The organism is Denitrobaculum tricleocarpae, assembly GCF_007004665.1.
Lineage (GTDB): Bacteria > Pseudomonadota > Alphaproteobacteria > Kiloniellales > Kiloniellaceae > Denitrobaculum > Denitrobaculum tricleocarpae.
Genome location: NZ_ML660053.1, coordinates 389,715 through 409,249 on the forward strand (window position 1 = coordinate 389,715; position 19,535 = coordinate 409,249).

The window sequence follows — 19,535 nt, forward strand, 5'->3', positions numbered from 1 at the left end:
CTCTGTCGTTTACAGTGTAATGGCTTGAAAAAGCGCCAAATTATTATGATAGAGAAAAAACGGGCGGAGCCAAAGCTCCGCCCGTTCGGGTTGGACTACATCCAGCCCTTTTCCTTGTAGTACCGGACCGCGCCATCATGAAGCGGTGCGGAGAGGTTGTTCTTGATCATCTTTTCCTGCTCCAGGTTTGCGAAAGCCGGATGCAGTTTCTTGAAACGATCGAAGTTGTCGAACACAGCCTTGACCATCTGATAAACGGTCTCTTCGTCGGTTGCCGTGGAGGCAACGAAGGTCGCGCCGACGCCGAAGGTCTGCGTTTCACTGTCGGTACCCGTATACATGCCGCCGGGAATCGTTGCCGTGGCGTAGTAAGCGTTATCGTTGACCAGCGAATCGATGGCTGTTCCGGTCACGGGCACGATGACGGACTCGCAAGATGTCGTCGCTTCCTTGATCGAACCGCTCGGGTGGCCGACCGTGAAGACCATCGCATCGATCTTGTTGTCGCAGAGGGCCTGAGACTGCTCGGCGGACTTCAACTCGGAGGCAAGCTTAAAGTCGTCCATCGTCCATCCCATTTTCTCCATGACGACTTCCATGGTGCCGCGCTGCCCGGAGCCGGGGTTGCCGACATTGACACGTTTGCCTTTGAGATCCTCAAAGGTCTTGATGCCGGAGTCGGCCCTGGCAACGACGGTGAAGGGCTCCGGATGAACCGAGAAGACGGCCCGGAGTTCTTTAAAGGCACCGTCGGGGAACTTGTCCGGAGCGGTTCCGTTGTAGGCGTGGTACTGCCAGTCGGACTGTGCAACGCCCATGTTCAAATCGCCGGCACGCACGCCGTTGATGTTGGCCACGGACCCGCCCGTTGTGTGGGTGCACTTGATGTTGTGGTTCTTGGTACCGCGATTGACCAGACGGCAAATCGAACCGCCGACCACGTAATATACGCCGGTCTGTCCGCCGGTACCGATAGTGACGAATTTGTCTTCCGCGGATGCCGTCGATGCGCCCATGCCAAGACTGAGCAGCGCGCCCATAGCAACGCCGGTGACGGCTGTCCTTAACGCAAACTTCTTCATGGAGTCTTTCTCCCGTTTATGACCTTGTAGTTTGATTGTGCCTGCCCAGACCTGCAGAATCGCCATGCTGAATCGCGTCACCACTGGACGGATTTCGAGCCTGGGCAAGTTCTTGATTTTTCTGCATTCCCTGAACCGTTTTGGTTTGTAGCGCATCTTGTTTCGGTGCGCTTAGCCGCCGATTTGAACATACTTACCCGTCGGGACGCTAGCCTTAAGTATGCTGCGGTGCATTCGGCCTACCTGGGATCGTTGTGCTACCTGAATGATTTTCCGTAGCGATTTTTTCGCCTCATGCGAAAGCGCATCCTTTCCGGGCATTTTTGCGCCAGGGGTAACGTCGCCATTGCCAGTCAAGAGGCTCCTCTGTAGGTATGGCGAGCGGCGTCTTGCGGAGGCTGCCGGAGGTATTTGCAATTGGCATGATCGTCGGCGGGGGGCGACAGCGATATGGTCATTCACTGTGCAACACAGGTTACACCGCGGTTTTCGATAAGGGGTACAGGGGGCTAACTCATACTATGGATCTTAAACAACACATCCGCTCTATCCCGGATTTTCCGAAACCCGGCATTCTGTTCTACGACATTTCTACCTTGCTCGCCCATCCCCAGGCCTGGCAGGCGACGGTCGATCGCCTCGCGGAGGCTGTCATGGAACACAAGCCGGATATTCTCGCCGGGATCGAGTCCCGGGGGTTCCTGGTTGCCGCGCCGCTTGCGCTGAAACTTGGTCTGGGCTTCGCAATGGTTCGCAAAAAGGGCAAGCTGCCCGGCAAGACCATTCCCTACACTTACGACCTCGAATACGGTTCGGACACCATTGAAGTTCAGGCGGATGCTTTTCACGAGGGGCAGCGGGTGGTTTTGCTCGACGACCTCCTGGCAACAGGTGGCACCATGAAGGCGGCGGCTGAGCTGTTGCGCCAGAGCGGTGCCGACGTGCGGGCCGCCGCCTGCATCATTGAACTGACCTTCCTGAAGGGGAGGGAAGGCCTGGACATTCCCGTTACGACACTGATTCAGTACGACGACTGATCAGCAACGTCGCAGGCACCAAAGTTAGATCCCGAACTGCGACTCGAAAGCGCCATCCGCTGCCTCGCGGGTGAAGCTCTCCGCAAAAGCGAGCAGTGCCATATCCGCGTTGCGCCCGGCGATCAACGAAAGGCCGACCGGGCAACCCGAGACCGTTGCCAGAGGCATGGTGATCTGCGGCAGCCCGCTCAGACCCGCGATGGAGTTCAGGCTGAGGACACTTCCGCGGTGCTCCAACAGGGACTCGGCGCTTGCAGAAACCAGAGGCGCGATCCCAGGGGTGCTGGGCAAACAGAGCAGCGTACCCTCAGGTACCAATGCTTCGAGGCGCCTGGTGTAGTCGATCCGGGCCGCGCTGGCTTCCTCGACTTCGCCGGGGTCAACGTCTTTCGCCCAGGCGAAGCGTTCAGCGACTTCCGCGCCGAAGGCCGGGCTCTGTGCCTCGATCCACGCGCCATGCACCTTCCAGATTTCGCTCGCCTGAATCTTGCGAAAGCGCCACATCCATTCGCTCAAGCCTCCGCCGGGCTCGCCGGCCAGAACAGGATCTCCAGCTGTCAGGCGGGCCTCAAGCCTTGTGACAAAGGGTGCCAGTGCGGACCGAACCGCATCTTCAGCAAGCTCGAAGGCATCCTCCACAATGACGAGTTTTGTCGGCGGCGGGCTGTGGGCGGCGGATTCCTGGAACAGCACCTCGCCAACTCTGCGCAGTAACTCGGCGTCGCGGGCGAACCAGCCGACCGTGTCGAAACTCGGTGCCAAGGGCATCACGTTCTCAAGGCTGATCCGGCCGTGCGTTGGACGAAGTCCGAAGAGCCCGCAGTAGCTGGCGGGGGTTCGGATCGATCCGCCCGTATCGCTTCCCAGAGCCGTATCGACCAATCCGCCGGCAACGGCAGAAGCGGACCCACTTGAGGACCCCCCTGGGATCCGGCCGGGCGCGTTAATGTTCGAGGGGGTGCCATAGTGATGGTTCTGGCCGTTCAGACTATAAGCCAGCTCGTCGGTGATCGTCTTCCCGACCAGATAGGCGCCTGCATCCAGAAGGCGTTGCACGGTCGGTGCAGTTGCAGTCGCCGCCTCATGACTGCGTGCCCAGTCGGGGTTGCCGCAGCCCGTAACATGGCCGGCGATGTCGTAAATGTCCTTTGCCGCGAAGGTGACACCGCGCAGCGGACCGTCCGCCGCGCCAGCGATGTTGACGTCGCTCTCAGGAATAAAAGCGCCCAGACTATCGATCATATCCCGCTCTTTTTTGAGGTGTAAGAGGGTCTTGCCGTGTGCAAGGGCGACAGCTTGGGACTTTCGCGATCACTGTCAAGGCCTGACGTATGCCGGCCCAAGCCGCTGATCGACGTGCCGAATTGACGGCGGAAATCCGTATTTCAAGATGACCGACGCACCGTCAGCTCGCTTTAAGTGCGCGTTTTTTCAAGTTCGGTGTCGGGTTTTTCTTCGGGCTCGTCCTCCGGCTCAACGGTATTGCGTTTGCGACGGATGATGATGTCCCCGTCTTCGTTGATTTCCGGAAGTTCATACTGCGGAATGCTGTCCATCAGCAGGTTCAGCGAGCGCATCATCAATTCAATGCTCTCGCGCGCGAGTTCGCCCGGATCGCCGTTTTCTTCTTCCGCCTTTAGCGACGGTGTTGCGGTCAGGAGCATGCAAGCCGTCAAACCGAGTACAAAAAGTCCGCGACGCATGGCGAAGACACCCTTTCCTGAATGAGAGCCGATTGCGGTTCAGCTTTTACGCCAGACTGAACCGTGAACTACAGATAGCTATCAAACATGGCAGTATTGGGGCGTCAAGGTCAGTAGTTTCCCCTATCTGCCCCGGTTACGGACGATGGAAAGAGGCGCCGAAGGCTCGACATCCACAGTCGGACATGCCAGAAAACCGCCCACCTCAGGCCGGGTGTAGAGCCTGAGTGATCGGGAAACAGGGTTGAAGTATGAAGAATCACGGTGCCGTCGCCTGCGGACATCCAGCCACGGCTGCCGCGGTCGAGGAAATTCTGCGTGACGGCGGCAATGCATTTGACGCAGTTCTCGCAGGTCTCTGCGCGTCCTGTGTCGCCGAACCCATCCTGTCATCTCTCGGTGGCGGCGGGTTTCTCTTGGCGAGAGACGCTGACGGCGATGCAACGGTGTACGACTTCTTTGTCGATACACCGAAACGGCGGCGCCCGGTCGATGAGACCTCCTTCTATCCCATCCATGCGGACTTCGGGACAGCGACGCAGGAATTCCATATCGGGCTCGGCGCTTCGGCGGTGCCAGGGCAAATCAAGGGTTTGTTCCGAATCCACAAGGATCTCTGCAGCTTGCCGCTCGAGCGCATTATGGCCCCGGCCATCCGGCTCGCCCGTGATGGCGTCGTCTTACGCCCGGTTGACGCCTATCTGATCGAGGTCGTGTCACCGATCCTGACGGCCGGCCCGGAAGCGAAGGCGGTTTACAGCCGGTCCGACGGAACGCTCCTTGGTGCCGGAGACCGTCTGCACCAACCACACCTGGCCAACAGTTTCGAAGCTTTGCAGAGGGAGGGCGAGCGCCTGCTTTACGGAGGCGGTGCATTGGGCGAACTCTTGCTGTCGGCTTGCCGGGACCGGGGCGGGCATCTGACCCGAGAGGATCTGCAGAGTTACGAAGTTAGAAAGCGCAAGCCGATATTGCGGCGTTACCGCGACACCGAGATCTTCACGAACCCGCCGCCCTCTGCCGGTGGAATCCTGATCGGCTTTGCGCTCGAACTCATGGCATCTATTGACGCAGACAACAGAGATGACAGCTCCAGGCTCACCGCCTTGGGGCGGGTGATGGCTCTCACCAATCGCGCCAGAGTCGAAGTGGCACTCGATCAAAGTCTGGATAAAGACGATGAAGCGGCGGCGCGGCTTTACGCGCCGGAGTTGCTTGCGCGCTATCGCGATGAAGTCGCGCATGCGCCACGCGCCGACCGGGGCACCACGCATATCAGCGTGGTGGATGCACAGGGCAATGTCGCCGCCATGTCGCTCTCGAACGGGGAGGGCTGTGGCCATGTCCTTCCGGGGACGGGGGTGATGCCTAACAATATGTTGGGGGAAGAGGATCTTAACCCCGGTGGCATGACCGGGTGGCGCGAAGGTGTGAGAATGTCATCCATGATGGCCCCTACCGTGGCCTGCCGGATAGACGGCAGCCTGATCGGGCTTGGCTCAGGAGGGTCCAACCGTATCCGCACGGCGATCCTGCAGGTTCTATTGAACCTGATCGATCGTAGTCTGGATTTGAGAGAAGCGGTCGAAGCCGCGCGCATTCATGTCGAGGGTGGCGTGCTCAACATCGAAGGCGGTTCCGCAGTTCCCGACGCGTCCGCGATCGGAGAGGCGGCTGGAGAGATGCTGAACTGGCCGGCGCACAACCTCTTTTTTGGCGGCGTTCATTCGGTTTCCCTTGCGGCCAATGGGGTTCTGTCCGCGGCTGGCGACCCCCGCCGCGGCGGGGCGGCGGTGGTTCTTTAAGTTGCTGCACGCGCCGGGCGAAACCTTAAACTGACAAGTTCGCTCAACTATGAAAAACTGACGCTTCGGCGTCAAAAGGCCGCAAAAAGCGGCTGTTCTCTGGAGGTGATGACTATGACGGAACACCACTTCACGATCTCTGCGCGCTGGTCGTCTGGTTGCCGGGCCATCGTCGCGCTTGGCCTTGTTGCCTCTCTGGGTTTTGGGAACGCTCTTGCTCAGGATCCACAGCCCGAGAGCGGCACGGGACGCCTCTCCAAAGAGTCGGTGAGTTCCGAGACTTTCATGGTCTCCGCTGCCAATCCGCTCGCGGCTCAGGCCGGTTACGATGTGCTCAAGGCCGGCGGTACAGCGATCGACGCAGCGGTTGCCGTGCAGATGTTGCTCAATCTGGTCGAACCCCAGTCCTCGGGAATCGGCGGCGGCGCTTTCCTGCTGTACTGGGATGCTGACTCGAAGATACTGGAAACCTACGACGGTCGTGAGACCGCGCCGGCTGCTGCGACGCCCGGGTATTTTCTGAAGGAAGACGGCACGCCGAAGGGTTTCTGGGAAGCTGTGGTCGGCGGCCGGTCTGTCGGCGTTCCGGGGACCCTGCGCCTGTTAGAAGTCGCGCACGGCAAGCACGGGACGTCCAACTGGAGCGATCTCTTCCAACCGGCGATCAGCCTGGCAGATGCCGGTTTCGAGATTTCGCCGCGCATGGCCAAATCGATTGCGGGAGCCCAGGAACGGGGACTGGATAAATTCCCGGCAGCTAGGGCCTACTTCTTCAATGCGGACGGCACGCCAAAAGCGGCAGGCACGGTTCTGAAGAACCCCGAATTTGCAGCCACGCTGCGTGCGATTGCTGAGGGCGGCGCCGACGTCTTCTACAAAGGCGATGTTGCAAAGAACATCGTCGAGGCGGTTCGTGCCACGACCGAAAACCCTGGGATTCTGACGCTCGAGGACTTCGCGAACTACGAGGTTAAAGAGCGTGAACCGGTTTGCATGAACTATCGGTCGCACAGGGTCTGCGGCATGGGGCCACCGACCTCTGGCGGTCTCACTGTGGGGCAGATCCTCAGTGTGCTCAGCCATTTCGACCTGCCGGCCATGGGGCCGGGGCCGGAGGCCGCGCATCTTTTCGCCGAGGCCGCTAAGCTCGCCTATGCCGACCGTGGGCTATACATGGCCGATAGCGATTTCGTGCGCATGCCGACCAAAGGTTTGCTGGACGGGGATTACCTCTCCGAACGCGCAAGTCTGATCAAGCGCGATGGTGCGATGGGCAAAGCCGAGCCAGGAACGCCACCCTGGAAAGACGCCGCGCTGCGCTCGCCGGACGAGGATCTGGAGCGGCCGGGGACCAGTCACTTCGTGATCCGCGACAGCTATGGAAACGCGGTCTCCATGACCACGACCATCGAGACCGGGTTCGGCAGCCGCGTCATGGTCAACGGCTTTTTGCTCAACAACGAGCTGACCGATTTTTCCCGTGTGCCCGAGAAGGACGGCAAGCCCATTGCGAACCGTGTGGAAGGCGGTAAACGTCCGCGCAGCTCCATGGCGCCGACGATTGTTTTCGATGGTCAGGGTGAACCGGTTCTGCTGATCGGATCACCCGGCGGCAGCCGGATCATCAACTACGTCGCCAAGACCTTGGTCGCGGTGCTGGATTGGGAGATGGATATCCAAAAAGCCATTGATCTCGGCCACTTCGTCAACCGGAACGGCGCGACGGATCTGGAACAAGGCACTGAGGCTGCTGGCTATCAAGCGGCACTCGAGGCGCTTGGTCACGAAGTCGCGGTTCGGGATCTGAACAGCGGTCTGCATGGTATTGTCATCGCAAAGGACAAATTGACCGGCGGCGCGGACCCCAGACGTGAGGGGCTTGTGCTTGGCGATTGAAACCGCGCATCTTCCGGTGCTGAATGAAGACCTGATTCGCCGTTGTCTTTGGTTTTCGAAAAACGATCAGGCCCTATGAATTCAAGTGCTGGAACCTTGTCTCTACGAGAGGTCGCGTCGGGCGGGAAGGCTGCCCTGGCCCGCGCCCTGTCGCAGCTTGAGCGGCGACCCGACGCACCTGAAACGCTGGCTCTCTTGAGTGATGCCTATCGGGCGCCCCGGGCCCATGTTATTGGTTTGACGGGACCGCCGGGTGTTGGAAAGTCAACCCTCATGGGGGCTCTCATCGACGCCCTGCGCGCGGAGGGGAGAACGCTGGGCGTCATCGCTGTCGATCCTTCCTCGGCGCGCTCAGGCGGGGCGCTGCTGGGCGACCGGGTCCGGCTGTCGCGTGAAACCGTCGATGACGGTGTCTTCGTGCGTTCCATGGCCGCCCGTGACCGTCTTGGCGGACTAGCCGATCTGACCATTGCAGCCATGGTTCTGATGCGCGCGGTGTTCGACGTGGTTCTGATCGAAACGGTAGGCGTGGGGCAATCGGAAACCGACGTGGCCAGTGTGGCCGATACGGTGGTTTTCTGTGTCCAGCCAGGCTCCGGCGACTCTCTGCAATTCATGAAGGCCGGGATCGTCGAGATTCCGCATATTGCCCTCGTGACCAAGGCCGATATGGGCAAAGCGGCACAGCGTGCCCTCGCAGACTTGAAGGGCGCTTTGTCGCTTACGGAACAGGCGAAGGAGCACTGGCCGGTGGCGGTCATGTCGGTCGCCGCGACGGAACGCGAGGGTATCACCAGCTTTATCGAGACCCTGGATCGGCACATGGCCTGGCTGGAGGAGACGGGGCGGTTGAAAGCGGCGCGTCACGCGCAGGCCGAACTCTGGCTGCGGGCTGCGGTCCGTGAACGCTTCGGACGTGACGGCTTGCGGCGTGCAGGGGATCTGAAGCTTGCAGGGGACACATCGCCCTTCGCACGTATGGGGCAGGTGATGCCGGATCTGGCGCAGCGCTAGCGCTCGAAATTACGCTCCTCCGTCACGCGTAACACGAAGATTGCTGCGGGTTTTGCCGGGATAGTCTAGTCTTTGTACCGTCGAGAGGTCTTGTCAGTCTCTTTCATCGGGGGGCGAAGAGTGGCCGAACAACTTCATCGACCGGGTGAAGCCGCAGCAGATCAATCTCCTGCCGCCGCGCGGCAAGGGGATCAGGAGATCCAGTTTTCCGCCGAAGAACTGGGTCAAATCCTTGCGTCTCACAAGCGCTGGCTCGAAACCGATGGCCGTGAAGGAGAGCGGGCGAAGCTCAGCAATGCGTGGCTGCCCGAGGTCAGCCTTGTCGGGGCTGATCTGCGGCGCGCGCTGTTAAGCGACGCCAACCTCCTTAATGCGGATCTCACGGGGGCTGATCTCCGTGGTGCCGACCTGCGCGGCGCGACCCTCGCCCCGGTCAAGGGCCTTCAGGTGCAACAGCTCGCGGGCGCGGATCTGACCGATGCGTCACTCGAACCACAGGTCGCGAAGTTCGAGGGGCTCGCGCATGTTGCGGAAATCTCCAAGCATGCCCGCGGCGTTTTTCTGGGTGTGGTAGGTGGCTGCGTTTATGCATGGCTGGCGCTCGCGACGACCTCCGATCTGGCGTTAGTGGTGAACGCCGTTTCGACGCCTCTGCCGATCATTCAGACAGAGGTTCCGATCGCCGGGTTCTTTTTGGCCGCGCCTGTCTTGCTCCTGGGCCTCTATGTATATCTGCATATGTATCTGCAGCGTCTCTGGCGTGGCCTGGCCAAGCTGCCCGCCATCTTTCCCGACGCCTTCTCACTGGATGAAAAGGCCTATCCCTGGCTTTTGAACAGCCTGGTGCGTCTCTATGTGTTCCGCCTCACTGAAAATCGCCCGCCCCTCTGGTGGCTCCAGGTGGGGATCTCGATCGTGTTCGCCTGGGTGCTGGTGCCGCTCACGGTCTTTCTCTTTTGGCTTCGGTATCTGCCGAAGCACGATTGGCTTGGCAATGTCGGGCTCTCTCTTCTGGTTATTCTCGCCTTTTGGACCGGCTGCTCGATGTACCGGATCACCAAAACGACACTTCTGGGCGATCAGGTTCAGGCGCGGCCCCTCACTCGCTTGCCCGAATTTGCCGTTGCGGCCGTCGTCGTAGTCATGACCTTCGCTGCCTCCTCGCTTGCCATCACCGCGCAACGCCCGATCGAGGCCTTTGGTTTCCGGCTCTATGCAGACCTTCAGGGTGTGGACCTGAAGGAGACCGTCTTGTCCGGAATCAGTCTCACCGCGGCAAATCTGCGCGGTGCGAAGCTCGAGCGTGCCGATCTGAGCGCGACGTCTTTTCACGGTGCGGATCTGCGCAACACGGATTTGCGGGCCGCCAATCTCTCGTCCGCCGGTATCGAAGGCGCTGATTTTCGCCGGGCGGACCTCTGGTCGGCTGATCTCCGGGGAAGCGATCTGCGCGGATCTGACTTCCGAGGTGCCAACCTTCAATTTACAAGGTTCAATGGCGCTGATCTCAGCGGAAGTGACCTCACCGGCACGAAGCGCCTCCTCCAGCGTCAGCTTGAGGAAGCTTGCGGCGACTCAGCGACACGGCTTCCGGACGGGCTTACGATCAAACCCTGCGAGCAAGCTCAATAGTCTCGTCAGAAGAGGTTGAATTGCCGCGGATCTTTGGCGGGTGGCTGGAACTTTGAGCAGTCGACCTTGGGTTCTTCCCGATTGAGTCCCAGACGCGTTGTCGCCCGCTCAAAACGGCGTGCCAGCAGATCCGCGAACACACCTTTCCCCGTCATGCGCTGACCCCACTGGCTGTCGTAGAGCTTGCCGCCACGGGCTTCCCGCAGAATGTTCAGGATCCGTTTCTTTCGGTCCGGGGCATGGACATCGAGCCAGTCATTGAAGAGCTCCTTAATCTCGAGGGGCAGGCGCAAAAGGATGTAACTGGCCCAGCGGGCGCCGTGCGATGCCGCTTCTTCCAGGATGGCTTCCAGCTCGTGATCGTTCAGGCTGGGGATCATGGGCGACGCCATGACGCCACAGGGAATACCGGCATCCTGAAGTTCCCGAACCGCCTCCATGCGCCGGGCCGGGGTGCTGGCGCGCGGTTCCATGCGCCGGGCGAGATCCTTGTCCAGGGTCGTGACGGAGAGAAAGACGCGCACCAGGCCCTCGCGCGCCATGGGGGCAAGGATGTCGATATCGCGGGTGACCAGATGGGACTTGGTGACGATGCCTAGCGGATGATGGGTTTCCGCCAGGACCTGAAGGACCTGTCGGGTAATCCCGAGGCGCTTTTCGATCGGCTGGTAAGGATCGGTATTCGTGCCCAGAGCCATGGCCGCCGGGCGGTAAGACGGCCGCGCGAGTTCGACGCGCAGAAGCTCCGCCGCGTTGTGCTTTGCGACCAGCTTGGTTTCAAAATCCAGCCCAGGGGACATGCCGAGATAGGCGTGGGTCGGGCGGGCGAAGCAGTAGACGCAGCCGTGTTCGCAGCCCCGGTAAGGGTTTATCGAACGATCGAAAGGAATGTCCGGGGACTCGTTGCGGGCAATGACTTTGCGGCTGCTATCCGGCGAAACGGTCGTCCTGAGTGGCGGGAGTTCGTCTGGGTCCGCGCTGCCCCAGCCGTCATCCACTGCCAGGCGTTCCTCGGCATCGAAACGCGGTTTGGGATTGCCGACGGCACCACGCCCCTTTTTCGGCTTTGCTGTGATCGCTTCATCCATGGTTCCAGATTATTGGAAGTGCAAGAACAAAACAAGAACATTATCTTTGAATTGACGCTCAAAGATATCTCATCGGCGGTTACTCGGCGGGTTGCGGCGACTCCGGTGTCTGACCGCTGGTCTTGCTTTTTCGCAAGGTTCCAAGCCAGCGGCAGGCGACGTAAAATGCCGGTGTGAAGATCAAGCCGAAGAGGGTGACGCCGATCATGCCGGAGAAGACGGCGGTTCCCAGGGACTGACGCATTTCTGCGCCGGCACCGCTGGCGATCACCAGGGGAACCACGCCAAGGATAAAGGCGAACGACGTCATGAGGATCGGGCGTAACCGGGTCTTGGCAGCCTGAACCGCCGCTTCGAAACGTGAGCAGCCCTCATTCTCGGCCTGCCGGGCGAACTCTACGATCAGGATCGCGTTCTTGGCCGAGAGACCAATCAGCACCACGAAGCCGATCTGAACCAGGATATTGTTATCCAGGCCGCGCAGGTTTACGCCTATGACCGCCGCGAGCAGACACATGGGGACGATCAGGACCACCGCGAGCGGAAGCAGCCAGCTCTCGTACAACCCCGAAAGCAAGAGGAAGACGAAAACCACGGCGAGCGCGAAAACCAGCATGGCGGTATCGCCCGCAAGTTTTTCCTGCAGAGCCAGTTCGGTCCATTCGAAAGCGAAGCCGTCCGGGAGGACTTCATCCGCCACGGCCTCGAGCTTTTCGATGGCTTCGCCGGTTGAGACTCCGGGCAGGGCCGCGCCCTGAACTTCAGCCGCGGGGTAGAGGTTGTAGCGGGGCACCCGGTGGGGACCCGTGATGTAGCTGAAGGTCGCGAGAGACCCGATCGGTACCATTTCCCCGCTCTCCGAGCGGGCGCGGAGCGCGGCAATATCACGCTGTTCATCACGGTAAATGCCGTCCGCTTGCGCGGTCACCCGGAAGGTGCGGCCGAGGAAGTTGAAGTCGTTGATGTAAGCCGACCCCAAATAGATCTCGAGGGCGCTCAGGACCCGGTCGGTCGGAACCCCCAGCATCTCGGCTTTCACGCGGTCGATGTCCGCGAAGATCTTCGGCGTGCCGGTGTTGAACAGCGTGAAAACCTGTGTCAGTTCCTCGGTCTGGTTCGCGGCGGAGATCAGACCCTGGGTCGCCTCTTCCAGAGCTCCAATCCCTCTGTTGCGGCGATCCTGAACATAGAGCTTCCAGCCTCCGGAATTACCGATGCCGCGCACGGGCGGCGGCGCGACGACGAAGGCGAAGGCCTCCTGGATGCCGCCGAGTGCGGCCTGGGCTTCACCCAGGATTTTTCCGACCGATGCATCGGTTCCTTTGCGCTCGGCGAAAGGTCTCATCGTGAAGAAGATGGCTCCCGCATTTGGCGCGTTGGTAAAGGTCGCGCCGTCGAAGCCGGCAAAGGAGACCGTGTGCGAGACTTCATCCAGATTCAGAAGACGCTCGGAGGCGTCTTGAACCACCCTGTTGGTGCGGTCCAGTGAAGATCCCGGCGGCAGCTGGATCACCGCGATCAGATAACCCTGATCCTGTTCTGGTATGAAGCCGGTGGGCGTGCTTTGGAACTGCTGTGCGGTGAAGCCGACGAGACCCGCGTAGACCACCAGCACCACCACCGTCATGCGAACGAGGCGTTTTGTCATGGCCGCATACCCGCCCGCAAGCCGGTCGAAAACCCAGTTGAAGCCAGCGGCGAACTTACGAAATGGCCAGGACAGAATAGCCCAGATGCCTGTCGGTTCCTGTTCCTCGTCGTGCGATTTGAGCAGCAGTGCGGAAAGCGAAGGCGAGAGAGTCAACGAGACGATCATCGAGATGACCGTTGCGGTGGCGATCGTCAATGCGAACTGGCGATAGAACTGGCCTGAGATTCCCTCGATAAAGGCTGTCGGGACGAAGACGGCGACGAGGACCAATGAGATGGCGACAAGGGCGCCGCCCACCTCATCCATGGTCTTATGGGCGGCTTCGCGTGGCGACATCCCCTCGCTCAGGTAACGCTCGACGTTCTCCACCACGACGATGGCGTCGTCGACGACGATACCGATCGCCAGAACCAGTCCGAAGAGCGAGAGATTGTTAAGCGAGAAGCCAAAAGCGCTCATGACCACAAAGGTCCCGATCAGGGACACCGGAATCGCGACAATGGGAATGAGTGAAGCTCTGAAGTTCTGCAGAAAGACAACGACCACCAGGACGACCAGTGCGACAGCCTCAATGATCGTCATGTAGACGGCATCGACGGACTCTTCGATGAATTCGGTTGGGTTATAGACAATTTCGTGGGTCAGGCCCGAGGGGAAGTCTGCCGACATATCCTCCATTTCGGAGATCAGGCTTGCCGCCGTCTCCAAGGCGTTCGATCCGGGGCGTTGAAAAATGACAATCGGCAGGGCAGGGGTTCCGTCCAGATAGCCGAAGGTCGTGTAATCCTGCGCTCCCAGCTCGACGCGCGCGATGTCTCGGATCCGGACGGTCTGACCTCCATTGACGCGTTTGACGACAATGTTTTCGAACTCCTCGGGCGCCAGCAAGCGGCCCTGGGTTTCGACGCTGACCTCGAAGGCGCCAGGTTCCGGCACCGGAAGCTGATTGAGTGTGCCCGATGCGACCTGAACGTTGTTCTGGCGCAGGGCCGTGACCACTTCCTCCGCCGTAAGATCGAGTGCCGCTGCCCGCTCCGGATCGAGCCAGACGCGCATGGAGTAGGCGCGTTCCGCAAAGAGACGCGCTTCGCCCACACCGCCAATTCGAGCCAGCCGGTCAACGATCTGTGTGCGCGCGTAGTTGGAAAGGTAGAGCTGATCCCGAGATCCGTCCGGCGAGAGGATATGGATCACCATCATCAGATCGGGTGAGTTTTTCCGGACGTTGACACCGAGGCGGCGCACATCTTCCGGCAGACGCGGTTCGGCGATCGCGACCCGGTTTTGCACCAGCACCTGCGCCGTATCCAAATCGGTGCCCAGTTTGAAGGTGACGGTGATCACCAGTGCGCCGTCGCCCGTGGATTCGGACTGCATATAAAGCATGTTCTCGATGCCGTTGATCTCTTGCTCCAACGGCGTCGCGACCGTATCCGCGACCACCTCGGCCGAGGCGCCGGGGTAGCTGGCGGTCACCTGAATGGTTGGTGGAGCGATCTCGGGATACTGCGCCACCGGCAGGCCAAAATAGGCAATAGCACCCACAAGAGTAATCAGGATCGAGAGGACCGACGCGAGAATAGGCCGGTCGATGAAGAGGTGAACCAGGCGCATGTCGGCTTCCTTACTGGGGCGCTGTCATAGAGTCCGCGGCCGCCGTGTCTTGTTCCGGCATGGGTTTGAGTTCAGGCGTTACCTTGCCGCCGGGCCGGGCGCGCTGGATGCCGTTGACGATGACCCGGTCCTCACCTGTCAGACCGTTTCTGACCACCCGAAGCCCATCAATGATTGGGCCCAGGGTGACGAACTTGGGCACGACGGTTCCCTCATCGTCGACGGTCATGACGATCTTGCGGGACTGATCCGAGAGGATCACTTCGTCCGGGATCAGGGTGGCTGTATATTCTCCCGATCCAAGCAAACGCATACGCCCGAAGAGGCCGGGCGTAATGATGCCCGAAGGGTTGTCAAACACGGCCCTGCCGCGGATCGTGCCCGAACCTGCCCCGAGTTCGTTATCAACGAAATTCATCGCACCCCTGCGGGTCCACTCAGTCTCGTCCATGAGCCTTACGTAGGCAGGGTTGTTGGCGTCGCGGGAGGAGGCTCTGCTGCCCGCCTGATTGAGACGTGCATACTTGAGAAAATCGGCTTCCGAGGCGTCGAACACGAAGTAAATGGGATCCAGCGAAACGACAGTGGTCAAGAGAGTCGACTGCGTGGTCCCTCCGGAGACGAGATTGCCGACGTCAACCCGTGTGCTGGAGACGCGGCCCGTGATGGGTGCCTTGATCTGAGTAAATTCCAGTTCGAGCTGGGCGAGCTGCATGGCACCGCGCGCGGCCTTGAGTTCCGCAGCGGCGACATTACGCGCCGATCGCCGGGTGTCGACCTGGGCACGGCTGATCGTCCGGTTCCCTAACAGCTGCTCACCGCGTTCGAGTTCTTTGGCGGCAAATTGCAGTTCCGCGTTTGCTCGCTCAATTTCAGCCTCCGCCTGAACCACGGCGGCTTCGAAAGGGCGGGGGTCGATGACGTAAAGCAGGGCGCCTTTTTCGACGACTTCGCCATCTCTGAAGTGGACCGAGTCGAGATAACCGGAGACTCGGGCGCGGATTTCAACACGCTCGACAGCCTCGAACCTGCCGGTATACTCGTCCCATTCGACGACCTCTTTTACCACCGGTTTGGCAACGGTGACGGGTGGAGCGCTCGTGCCCTGCTGTGCCTGTGCGTTCGTTGTAAGTGTCGCAGCGAACGCACAGGCTACTGTAATCAGCGCAGCGCGAGCAGAAAGACGGAAGGAAAATTTTTTCTTGGTGTTTTGACCCGTGCGACCTGTGGAACGAGAAGAGGTCCAGCCGTCATCCAACATCTTTTCGATTTCCCCCTGCATTGACACGCGAGAAAGCCTGTGCACACTTTGTGCGATGCGATAGGGTGGTATGTGCCGGCGGGGTTGTCTAGCGTAAGTTGGATATATTTTTTAAGGACTTAGCGCTATTCCGGCGTTCATCGAAGTCTCGGATTGTTTGCCGGGTTTTATTGGGTTTTAGGTCTGTTTTCGAACAACTGGTGCGGTATTTTCGCGCTTTGTGCAGGCTCGACCCGGCGTCTCGTTGTGCTGTGCGCAACACAAGCGCTTGCATGCGGTGACCCGCATCGGCAACGACGCGTTTTCATCTCATGCAGGAACGATGTTGTGTTCCGGGCCGAAGGGAAACTCGGTGATGTTCTCAGCACCGGTCTCGTGGATCACCAGGATGTCGTGCTCGCGGTATCCACCGGCGCCTGCCATGCCTTCGGGCAACATAATCATCGGTTCCATGGATACCACCATATTGGGTTCCAGAACTGTCTCGATGTCTTCGCGGAGTTCAAGCCCTGCTTCTCTGCCGTAGTAATGGCTGAGGGTGCCGAAGGAGTGGCCATAGCCGAACGTCCTGCGATCCAGGAGATCGTGTTCCTTGTAAATTTCGTTCAGTTCCAGGGCGATGTCGCAGCAACGGGCGCCCGGCCGGATCAGTTCCAGGCCGCGCCGGTGAACCTTGCAGTTAACCTCCCAGAGTTCCAGGTGCCGGTCGCTGGCATGATCGAGAAAGAGCGTGCGCTCAAGCGCTGTGTAATAGCCCGCGATCATCGGGAAACAGTTTAGGCTGAGAATATCGCCTTTCTGAATGTGGCGGGAGGTGACCGGGTTGTGGGCTCCGTCGGTATTCAGACCCGATTGGAACCAAGTCCAGCTGTCCATCAATTCGCCATGGGGAAATCGCTTTGCGATTTCGCGGACCATGGCCCGGGTCGCATGGAGCGCCACCTCGTACTCCGGAACATTCTCGCCAATGGCTTCGACGCAGTGGGCGCCGCCGATGTCGCCGATCTGGGCGCCATGACGGATCAAGTCGATTTCCTCGTCGGATTTGATCATGCGCATCCGCATGGTAGACGCGCCGATGTCGGAGAATTCGGCTTCAGGCAGGGCATCGATGAGCTTTTGATGATTCTGCAGTGTCAGGTGATCGAACTCGACGCCGATACGCTTGCGATTTGCTATTTCACTTCTAACGGCTCTGAAGAAATTGTCTTTTTGCCAATCCGTGTAGACAAGGTTTTCCCCATTGCTGCGCCGATACGGCTGTCCGCCATCGATGTTCGCTGAAATCGTGACAGCTTTTTCCTGTGTCACAACGAGGCCGTAGTTCCGACCAAACGCGCAATAGAGGAAATCGCTGAAATAGTTGATGTTGTGGATCGATGAAAAAAGAACAGCTTCCAGGTTTTCGCTCGCCATGTGATCGCGCAGCAGTTTTAACCGCCGGGCCGCCTCGCTTGAGGTGAAGGTCGGAGTTACCTTTTTGCCGTTTGGTATCGTGAGAAACTGTTCCATTCCTGCCTCTTGCATGACGGAGCTTTGGTCAACCAGTAATAGATGACTGCTCGCCGCGGCTTTTAGGGGTCCACATCTGCCGGTCTATTCGCTATAATTCACAGTCTCTTAGTGGTATTCGAGCCTGGAACGCGCTGTAGCGCTGGCGTTGAGGGCTTTTGACCAGCTCTGAATTCCCGGATGTCACGGTTACATCAGGTCGATATCATGACGGCTTTGATTTGAAAAATTAATGTTTTTTATTATTGGATTTATGAACGCAATCATATAAATCTACTATTAGATAAGATTAGTTCTAACGTAAGTGGTTGGAGCGTTTTGCGTAAACATCTGCCCATCGAAAGTCTGCGAACCTTTGTGTCGGTCATTGAAACCGGCAGTTTTACACGCGCGGGCAGGGTCGTTGGGCGGTCGCAGTCGGCTGTGTCTCTTCAAATTCAACGTTTGGAATCCCTTTGCGGCGCATCGCTCTTGATGCGGGACAGCCGGGCGCCTGTGCTCACGCGCCAGGGTGAAATCCTGCTCGAAACGGCCCGCGAAATTCTTGCACTTAACGACACTTGTTTTGAGGTTATCCGCGACCCCTTTCTCAGCGGATCCGTTCGCGTGGGGATACCCAACGACTTTGCCACCTCAATTCTGCCGCAGGTCCTGGGCAGGTTTGCGCAGGCCCACCCAAAGGTGACGCTCGAAGTCACTTGTGATCTCAGCGCGACGCTCGGCAATCACTTCGAATCCTCAGACCTCGATGTCATGATCGGTATCCGGACCGAACGCACGACGGCGCAACCGGTCAAAACCTGGTCGGAGCCGGTGGTCTGGGTTGCCGGCATGAATCAGAACAGCGAAAACCGCTCACCCCTGCCGCTTGTGGTCTATCCGGAGGGGTGCCGCTATCGGGCCGCGATGTTGCGCGCGCTGGACGCGGCGCAGATCTCCTCGCGCATCGCTTTTTCCAGCTCCAGCCTCTCGGGCTTGCAGATGGCGGTCAAAAGCGGTCTGGGTGTTATGGCGCTGTCGCGCAGTACAGTGCCTGAGGGATTGCATCCGCTGCCGCAGAATACCCAGCTGCCGGATCTGGGCGTGGTCAATGTCGACCTCTTTGCGCGCATCGATCCACCAAATGCGCCGGCCGAGCAGTTGGCGCGTTTCATTAAGCAGGCACTTGATGAACTCGCTGCTGATAGCGGTGGTCAACAGCCAGGAAAAATGACCGCGTAGGTCCGATTCCTGTTCCGAAACGCGGTTCAGTTATGCATCCAAACCGGTTTGCGCACAGTGATCTGTGCCTCGCCGGCCCGTAACTCGGCAAAGCCGGAGTCCTGCAGCGCGTCCAGGCGCACCGTCGCGAGTCCTTTCTGCGCGACCGCGGATCTCATGATCCCGACTTCCTTGTTTCCCGAAAGTAAGGGTGTTCCCGGTTCAGGTGTGGGGCCGGAAATCTCTGCGGGCAGGAGCCGTTTTTTGACCAAGCCACGGTATTTGGTCCGTGCTGTAAGCTCCTGGCCCATGTAGCAGCCCTTGTCCCAATCAACGCCGTGCAGCTCGTCAAACCCGTTTTCAAGGAGAGTCGACTTCTCGACCTCCAGATCCCGGCTGCCGTCCGGCACGCCAAGTTCGCTGCGCAGGCAGTCGTATTCGTCACGTGAAGCGGTCTCGAATCCGGCATCCCTCAGAATCGCCTCGGCGTTCCCGGATGGCAGAATGGCCCGGGCACCCAGTTCCGTCATGCGCGGATCGACAAAGACCCGGCCCGCGCCAAGATTTGCACTGCTGCCGGGTGTCGGCTCGAGATCCAGGCTGGACAAGGCTTCCTCGCCGAAGAGAGCCGCAATGCAGTAGTCACTCTGCGCATCCTCGACCTGGACCTGAGACCGCAGCTTATAGAGCTTCAGCCGGCGTTGAAGATCCGCTCGGCGACCGGCCTCGCAATCGATCAGCAGCGCACGTTCACCGCCCGCCTCGGCGCCTTCGCTATTGCCGGGGTGTTCTTCGGTTACGAAAAACTCATGCAGAAATTTTCCCTGCGGCGTCAGGAAGGCTGCCCAGACGGACCGGCTCGACGAGACAGCTTCGACATCGTTCGAGACGAGACCCTGCAAAAAGGCGACCCGATCGGGGCCGGAAACCCGCAGGACTCCGCGGTGGGACAGAATGACACCTCTCGGTTTGGTTTGATCTGGCATTTTTGTCTCTCATTTCGCCCGCGTTAGAGGACTCTCGTTCCTGTATCAGTCTCC

The 19,535-nt window shown here is 59.6% G+C and carries 14 protein-coding genes; 6 read left to right on the top strand and 8 right to left on the bottom strand.

The genetic code is table 11. The features are described 5' to 3' along the window. Positions 1 to 95: 95 nt before the first annotated feature. Entirely contained in the window at positions 96 to 1,082 is a 987-nt protein-coding gene (locus FKG95_RS06665) for a TAXI family TRAP transporter solute-binding subunit (RefSeq protein ID WP_142895545.1), read from the bottom strand. A 521-nt stretch (positions 1,083 to 1,603) separates the two neighbouring features. Here FKG95_RS06665 and FKG95_RS06675 point away from each other — a divergent pair. Further along, complete coding sequence (locus FKG95_RS06675) at positions 1,604 to 2,119, top strand: adenine phosphoribosyltransferase (RefSeq protein WP_142895546.1); 516 nt, start codon at positions 1,604 to 1,606, stop codon at positions 2,117 to 2,119. A 24-nt stretch (positions 2,120 to 2,143) separates the two neighbouring features. Here the strand turns inward: FKG95_RS06675 and FKG95_RS06680 are convergent, their stop codons facing one another. After that, a complete protein-coding gene (locus FKG95_RS06680; protein ID WP_142895547.1) occupies positions 2,144 to 3,361 on the bottom strand; it encodes an amidase in 1,218 nt (405 codons plus the stop codon). A 173-nt stretch (positions 3,362 to 3,534) separates the two neighbouring features. After that, positions 3,535 to 3,783, bottom strand: a complete 249-nt coding sequence (locus FKG95_RS06685; RefSeq protein WP_142895548.1) for a hypothetical protein — start codon at positions 3,781 to 3,783, stop codon at positions 3,535 to 3,537. Positions 3,784 to 4,073: 290 nt separating this feature from the next. On the opposite strand from FKG95_RS06685, the gene FKG95_RS06690 reads away from it, so the two are divergent. The 4 genes from FKG95_RS06690 to FKG95_RS06705 all read left to right on the top strand — a co-directional run bounded on the left by FKG95_RS06690 (position 4,074) and on the right by FKG95_RS06705 (position 10,169). Further along, positions 4,074 to 5,627, top strand: a complete 1,554-nt coding sequence (locus FKG95_RS06690; RefSeq protein ID WP_142895549.1) for a gamma-glutamyltransferase — start codon at positions 4,074 to 4,076, stop codon at positions 5,625 to 5,627. Between the two features lie 114 nt (positions 5,628 to 5,741). Continuing rightward, positions 5,742 to 7,523 carry a gamma-glutamyltransferase gene (gene ggt, locus FKG95_RS06695; RefSeq protein ID WP_142895550.1) on the top strand — a complete coding sequence of 594 codons (1,782 nt, stop codon included), beginning with the start codon at positions 5,742 to 5,744 and terminating at the stop codon, positions 7,521 to 7,523. 75 nt (positions 7,524 to 7,598) lie between these two features. Beyond that, entirely contained in the window at positions 7,599 to 8,537 is a 939-nt protein-coding gene (meaB, locus tag FKG95_RS06700; RefSeq protein WP_246116706.1) for a methylmalonyl Co-A mutase-associated GTPase MeaB, read from the top strand. A 120-nt stretch (positions 8,538 to 8,657) separates the two neighbouring features. Further along, complete coding sequence (locus tag FKG95_RS06705; protein WP_218940096.1) at positions 8,658 to 10,169, top strand: pentapeptide repeat-containing protein; 1,512 nt, start codon at positions 8,658 to 8,660, stop codon at positions 10,167 to 10,169. Between the two features lie 5 nt (positions 10,170 to 10,174). Here the strand turns inward: FKG95_RS06705 and FKG95_RS06710 are convergent, their stop codons facing one another. The 4 genes from FKG95_RS06710 to FKG95_RS06725 form a co-directional block, all read right to left on the bottom strand. Continuing rightward, positions 10,175 to 11,257: a PA0069 family radical SAM protein gene (locus FKG95_RS06710; RefSeq protein WP_142895552.1), complete on the bottom strand. Its 1,083-nt coding sequence runs from the start codon at positions 11,255 to 11,257 to the stop codon at positions 10,175 to 10,177. 79 nt (positions 11,258 to 11,336) lie between these two features. Beyond that, on the bottom strand, positions 11,337 to 14,522 hold the full coding sequence (locus FKG95_RS06715) for an efflux RND transporter permease subunit (protein WP_142895553.1): 3,186 nt from the start codon (positions 14,520 to 14,522) through the stop codon (positions 11,337 to 11,339). Positions 14,523 to 14,532: 10 nt separating this feature from the next. Further along, a complete protein-coding gene (locus FKG95_RS06720) occupies positions 14,533 to 15,804 on the bottom strand; it encodes an efflux RND transporter periplasmic adaptor subunit (RefSeq protein ID WP_342779213.1) in 1,272 nt (423 codons plus the stop codon). 288 nt (positions 15,805 to 16,092) lie between these two features. After that, complete coding sequence (locus FKG95_RS06725; protein ID WP_142895555.1) at positions 16,093 to 17,295, bottom strand: M24 family metallopeptidase; 1,203 nt, start codon at positions 17,293 to 17,295, stop codon at positions 16,093 to 16,095. Positions 17,296 to 17,613: 318 nt separating this feature from the next. On the opposite strand from FKG95_RS06725, the gene FKG95_RS06730 reads away from it, so the two are divergent. Beyond that, complete coding sequence (locus FKG95_RS06730) at positions 17,614 to 18,516, top strand: LysR substrate-binding domain-containing protein (RefSeq protein WP_179953956.1); 903 nt, start codon at positions 17,614 to 17,616, stop codon at positions 18,514 to 18,516. Positions 18,517 to 18,542: 26 nt separating this feature from the next. On the opposite strand, the gene ygfZ is transcribed toward FKG95_RS06730, so the two are convergent. After that, positions 18,543 to 19,481 carry a CAF17-like 4Fe-4S cluster assembly/insertion protein YgfZ gene (gene ygfZ / locus FKG95_RS06735; protein WP_142895557.1) on the bottom strand — a complete coding sequence of 313 codons (939 nt, stop codon included), beginning with the start codon at positions 19,479 to 19,481 and terminating at the stop codon, positions 18,543 to 18,545. Between the last annotated feature and the right edge of the window lie 54 nt (positions 19,482 to 19,535).

Bases quoted from the DNA above. Each gene is read 5' to 3' on its own strand.
- FKG95_RS06665 (WP_142895545.1), bottom strand. From the start codon at position 1,082: ATGAAGAAGTTTGCGTTAAGGACAGCCGTCACCGGCGTTGCTATGGGC.
- FKG95_RS06675 (WP_142895546.1), top strand. From the start codon at position 1,604: ATGGATCTTAAACAACACATCCGCTCTATCCCGGATTTTCCGAAACCC.
- FKG95_RS06680 (WP_142895547.1), bottom strand. From the start codon at position 3,361: ATGATCGATAGTCTGGGCGCTTTTATTCCTGAGAGCGACGTCAACATC.
- FKG95_RS06685 (WP_142895548.1), bottom strand. From the start codon at position 3,783: ATGCTCCTGACCGCAACACCGTCGCTAAAGGCGGAAGAAGAAAACGGC.
- FKG95_RS06690 (WP_142895549.1), top strand. From the start codon at position 4,074: ATGAAGAATCACGGTGCCGTCGCCTGCGGACATCCAGCCACGGCTGCC.
- ggt (WP_142895550.1), top strand. From the start codon at position 5,742: ATGACGGAACACCACTTCACGATCTCTGCGCGCTGGTCGTCTGGTTGC.
- meaB (WP_246116706.1), top strand. From the start codon at position 7,599: ATGAATTCAAGTGCTGGAACCTTGTCTCTACGAGAGGTCGCGTCGGGC.
- FKG95_RS06710 (WP_142895552.1), bottom strand. From the start codon at position 11,257: ATGGATGAAGCGATCACAGCAAAGCCGAAAAAGGGGCGTGGTGCCGTC.
- FKG95_RS06715 (WP_142895553.1), bottom strand. From the start codon at position 14,522: ATGCGCCTGGTTCACCTCTTCATCGACCGGCCTATTCTCGCGTCGGTC.
- FKG95_RS06720 (WP_342779213.1), bottom strand. From the start codon at position 15,804: ATGCAGGGGGAAATCGAAAAGATGTTGGATGACGGCTGGACCTCTTCT.
- FKG95_RS06725 (WP_142895555.1), bottom strand. From the start codon at position 17,295: ATGGAACAGTTTCTCACGATACCAAACGGCAAAAAGGTAACTCCGACC.
- ygfZ (WP_142895557.1), bottom strand. From the start codon at position 19,481: ATGCCAGATCAAACCAAACCGAGAGGTGTCATTCTGTCCCACCGCGGA.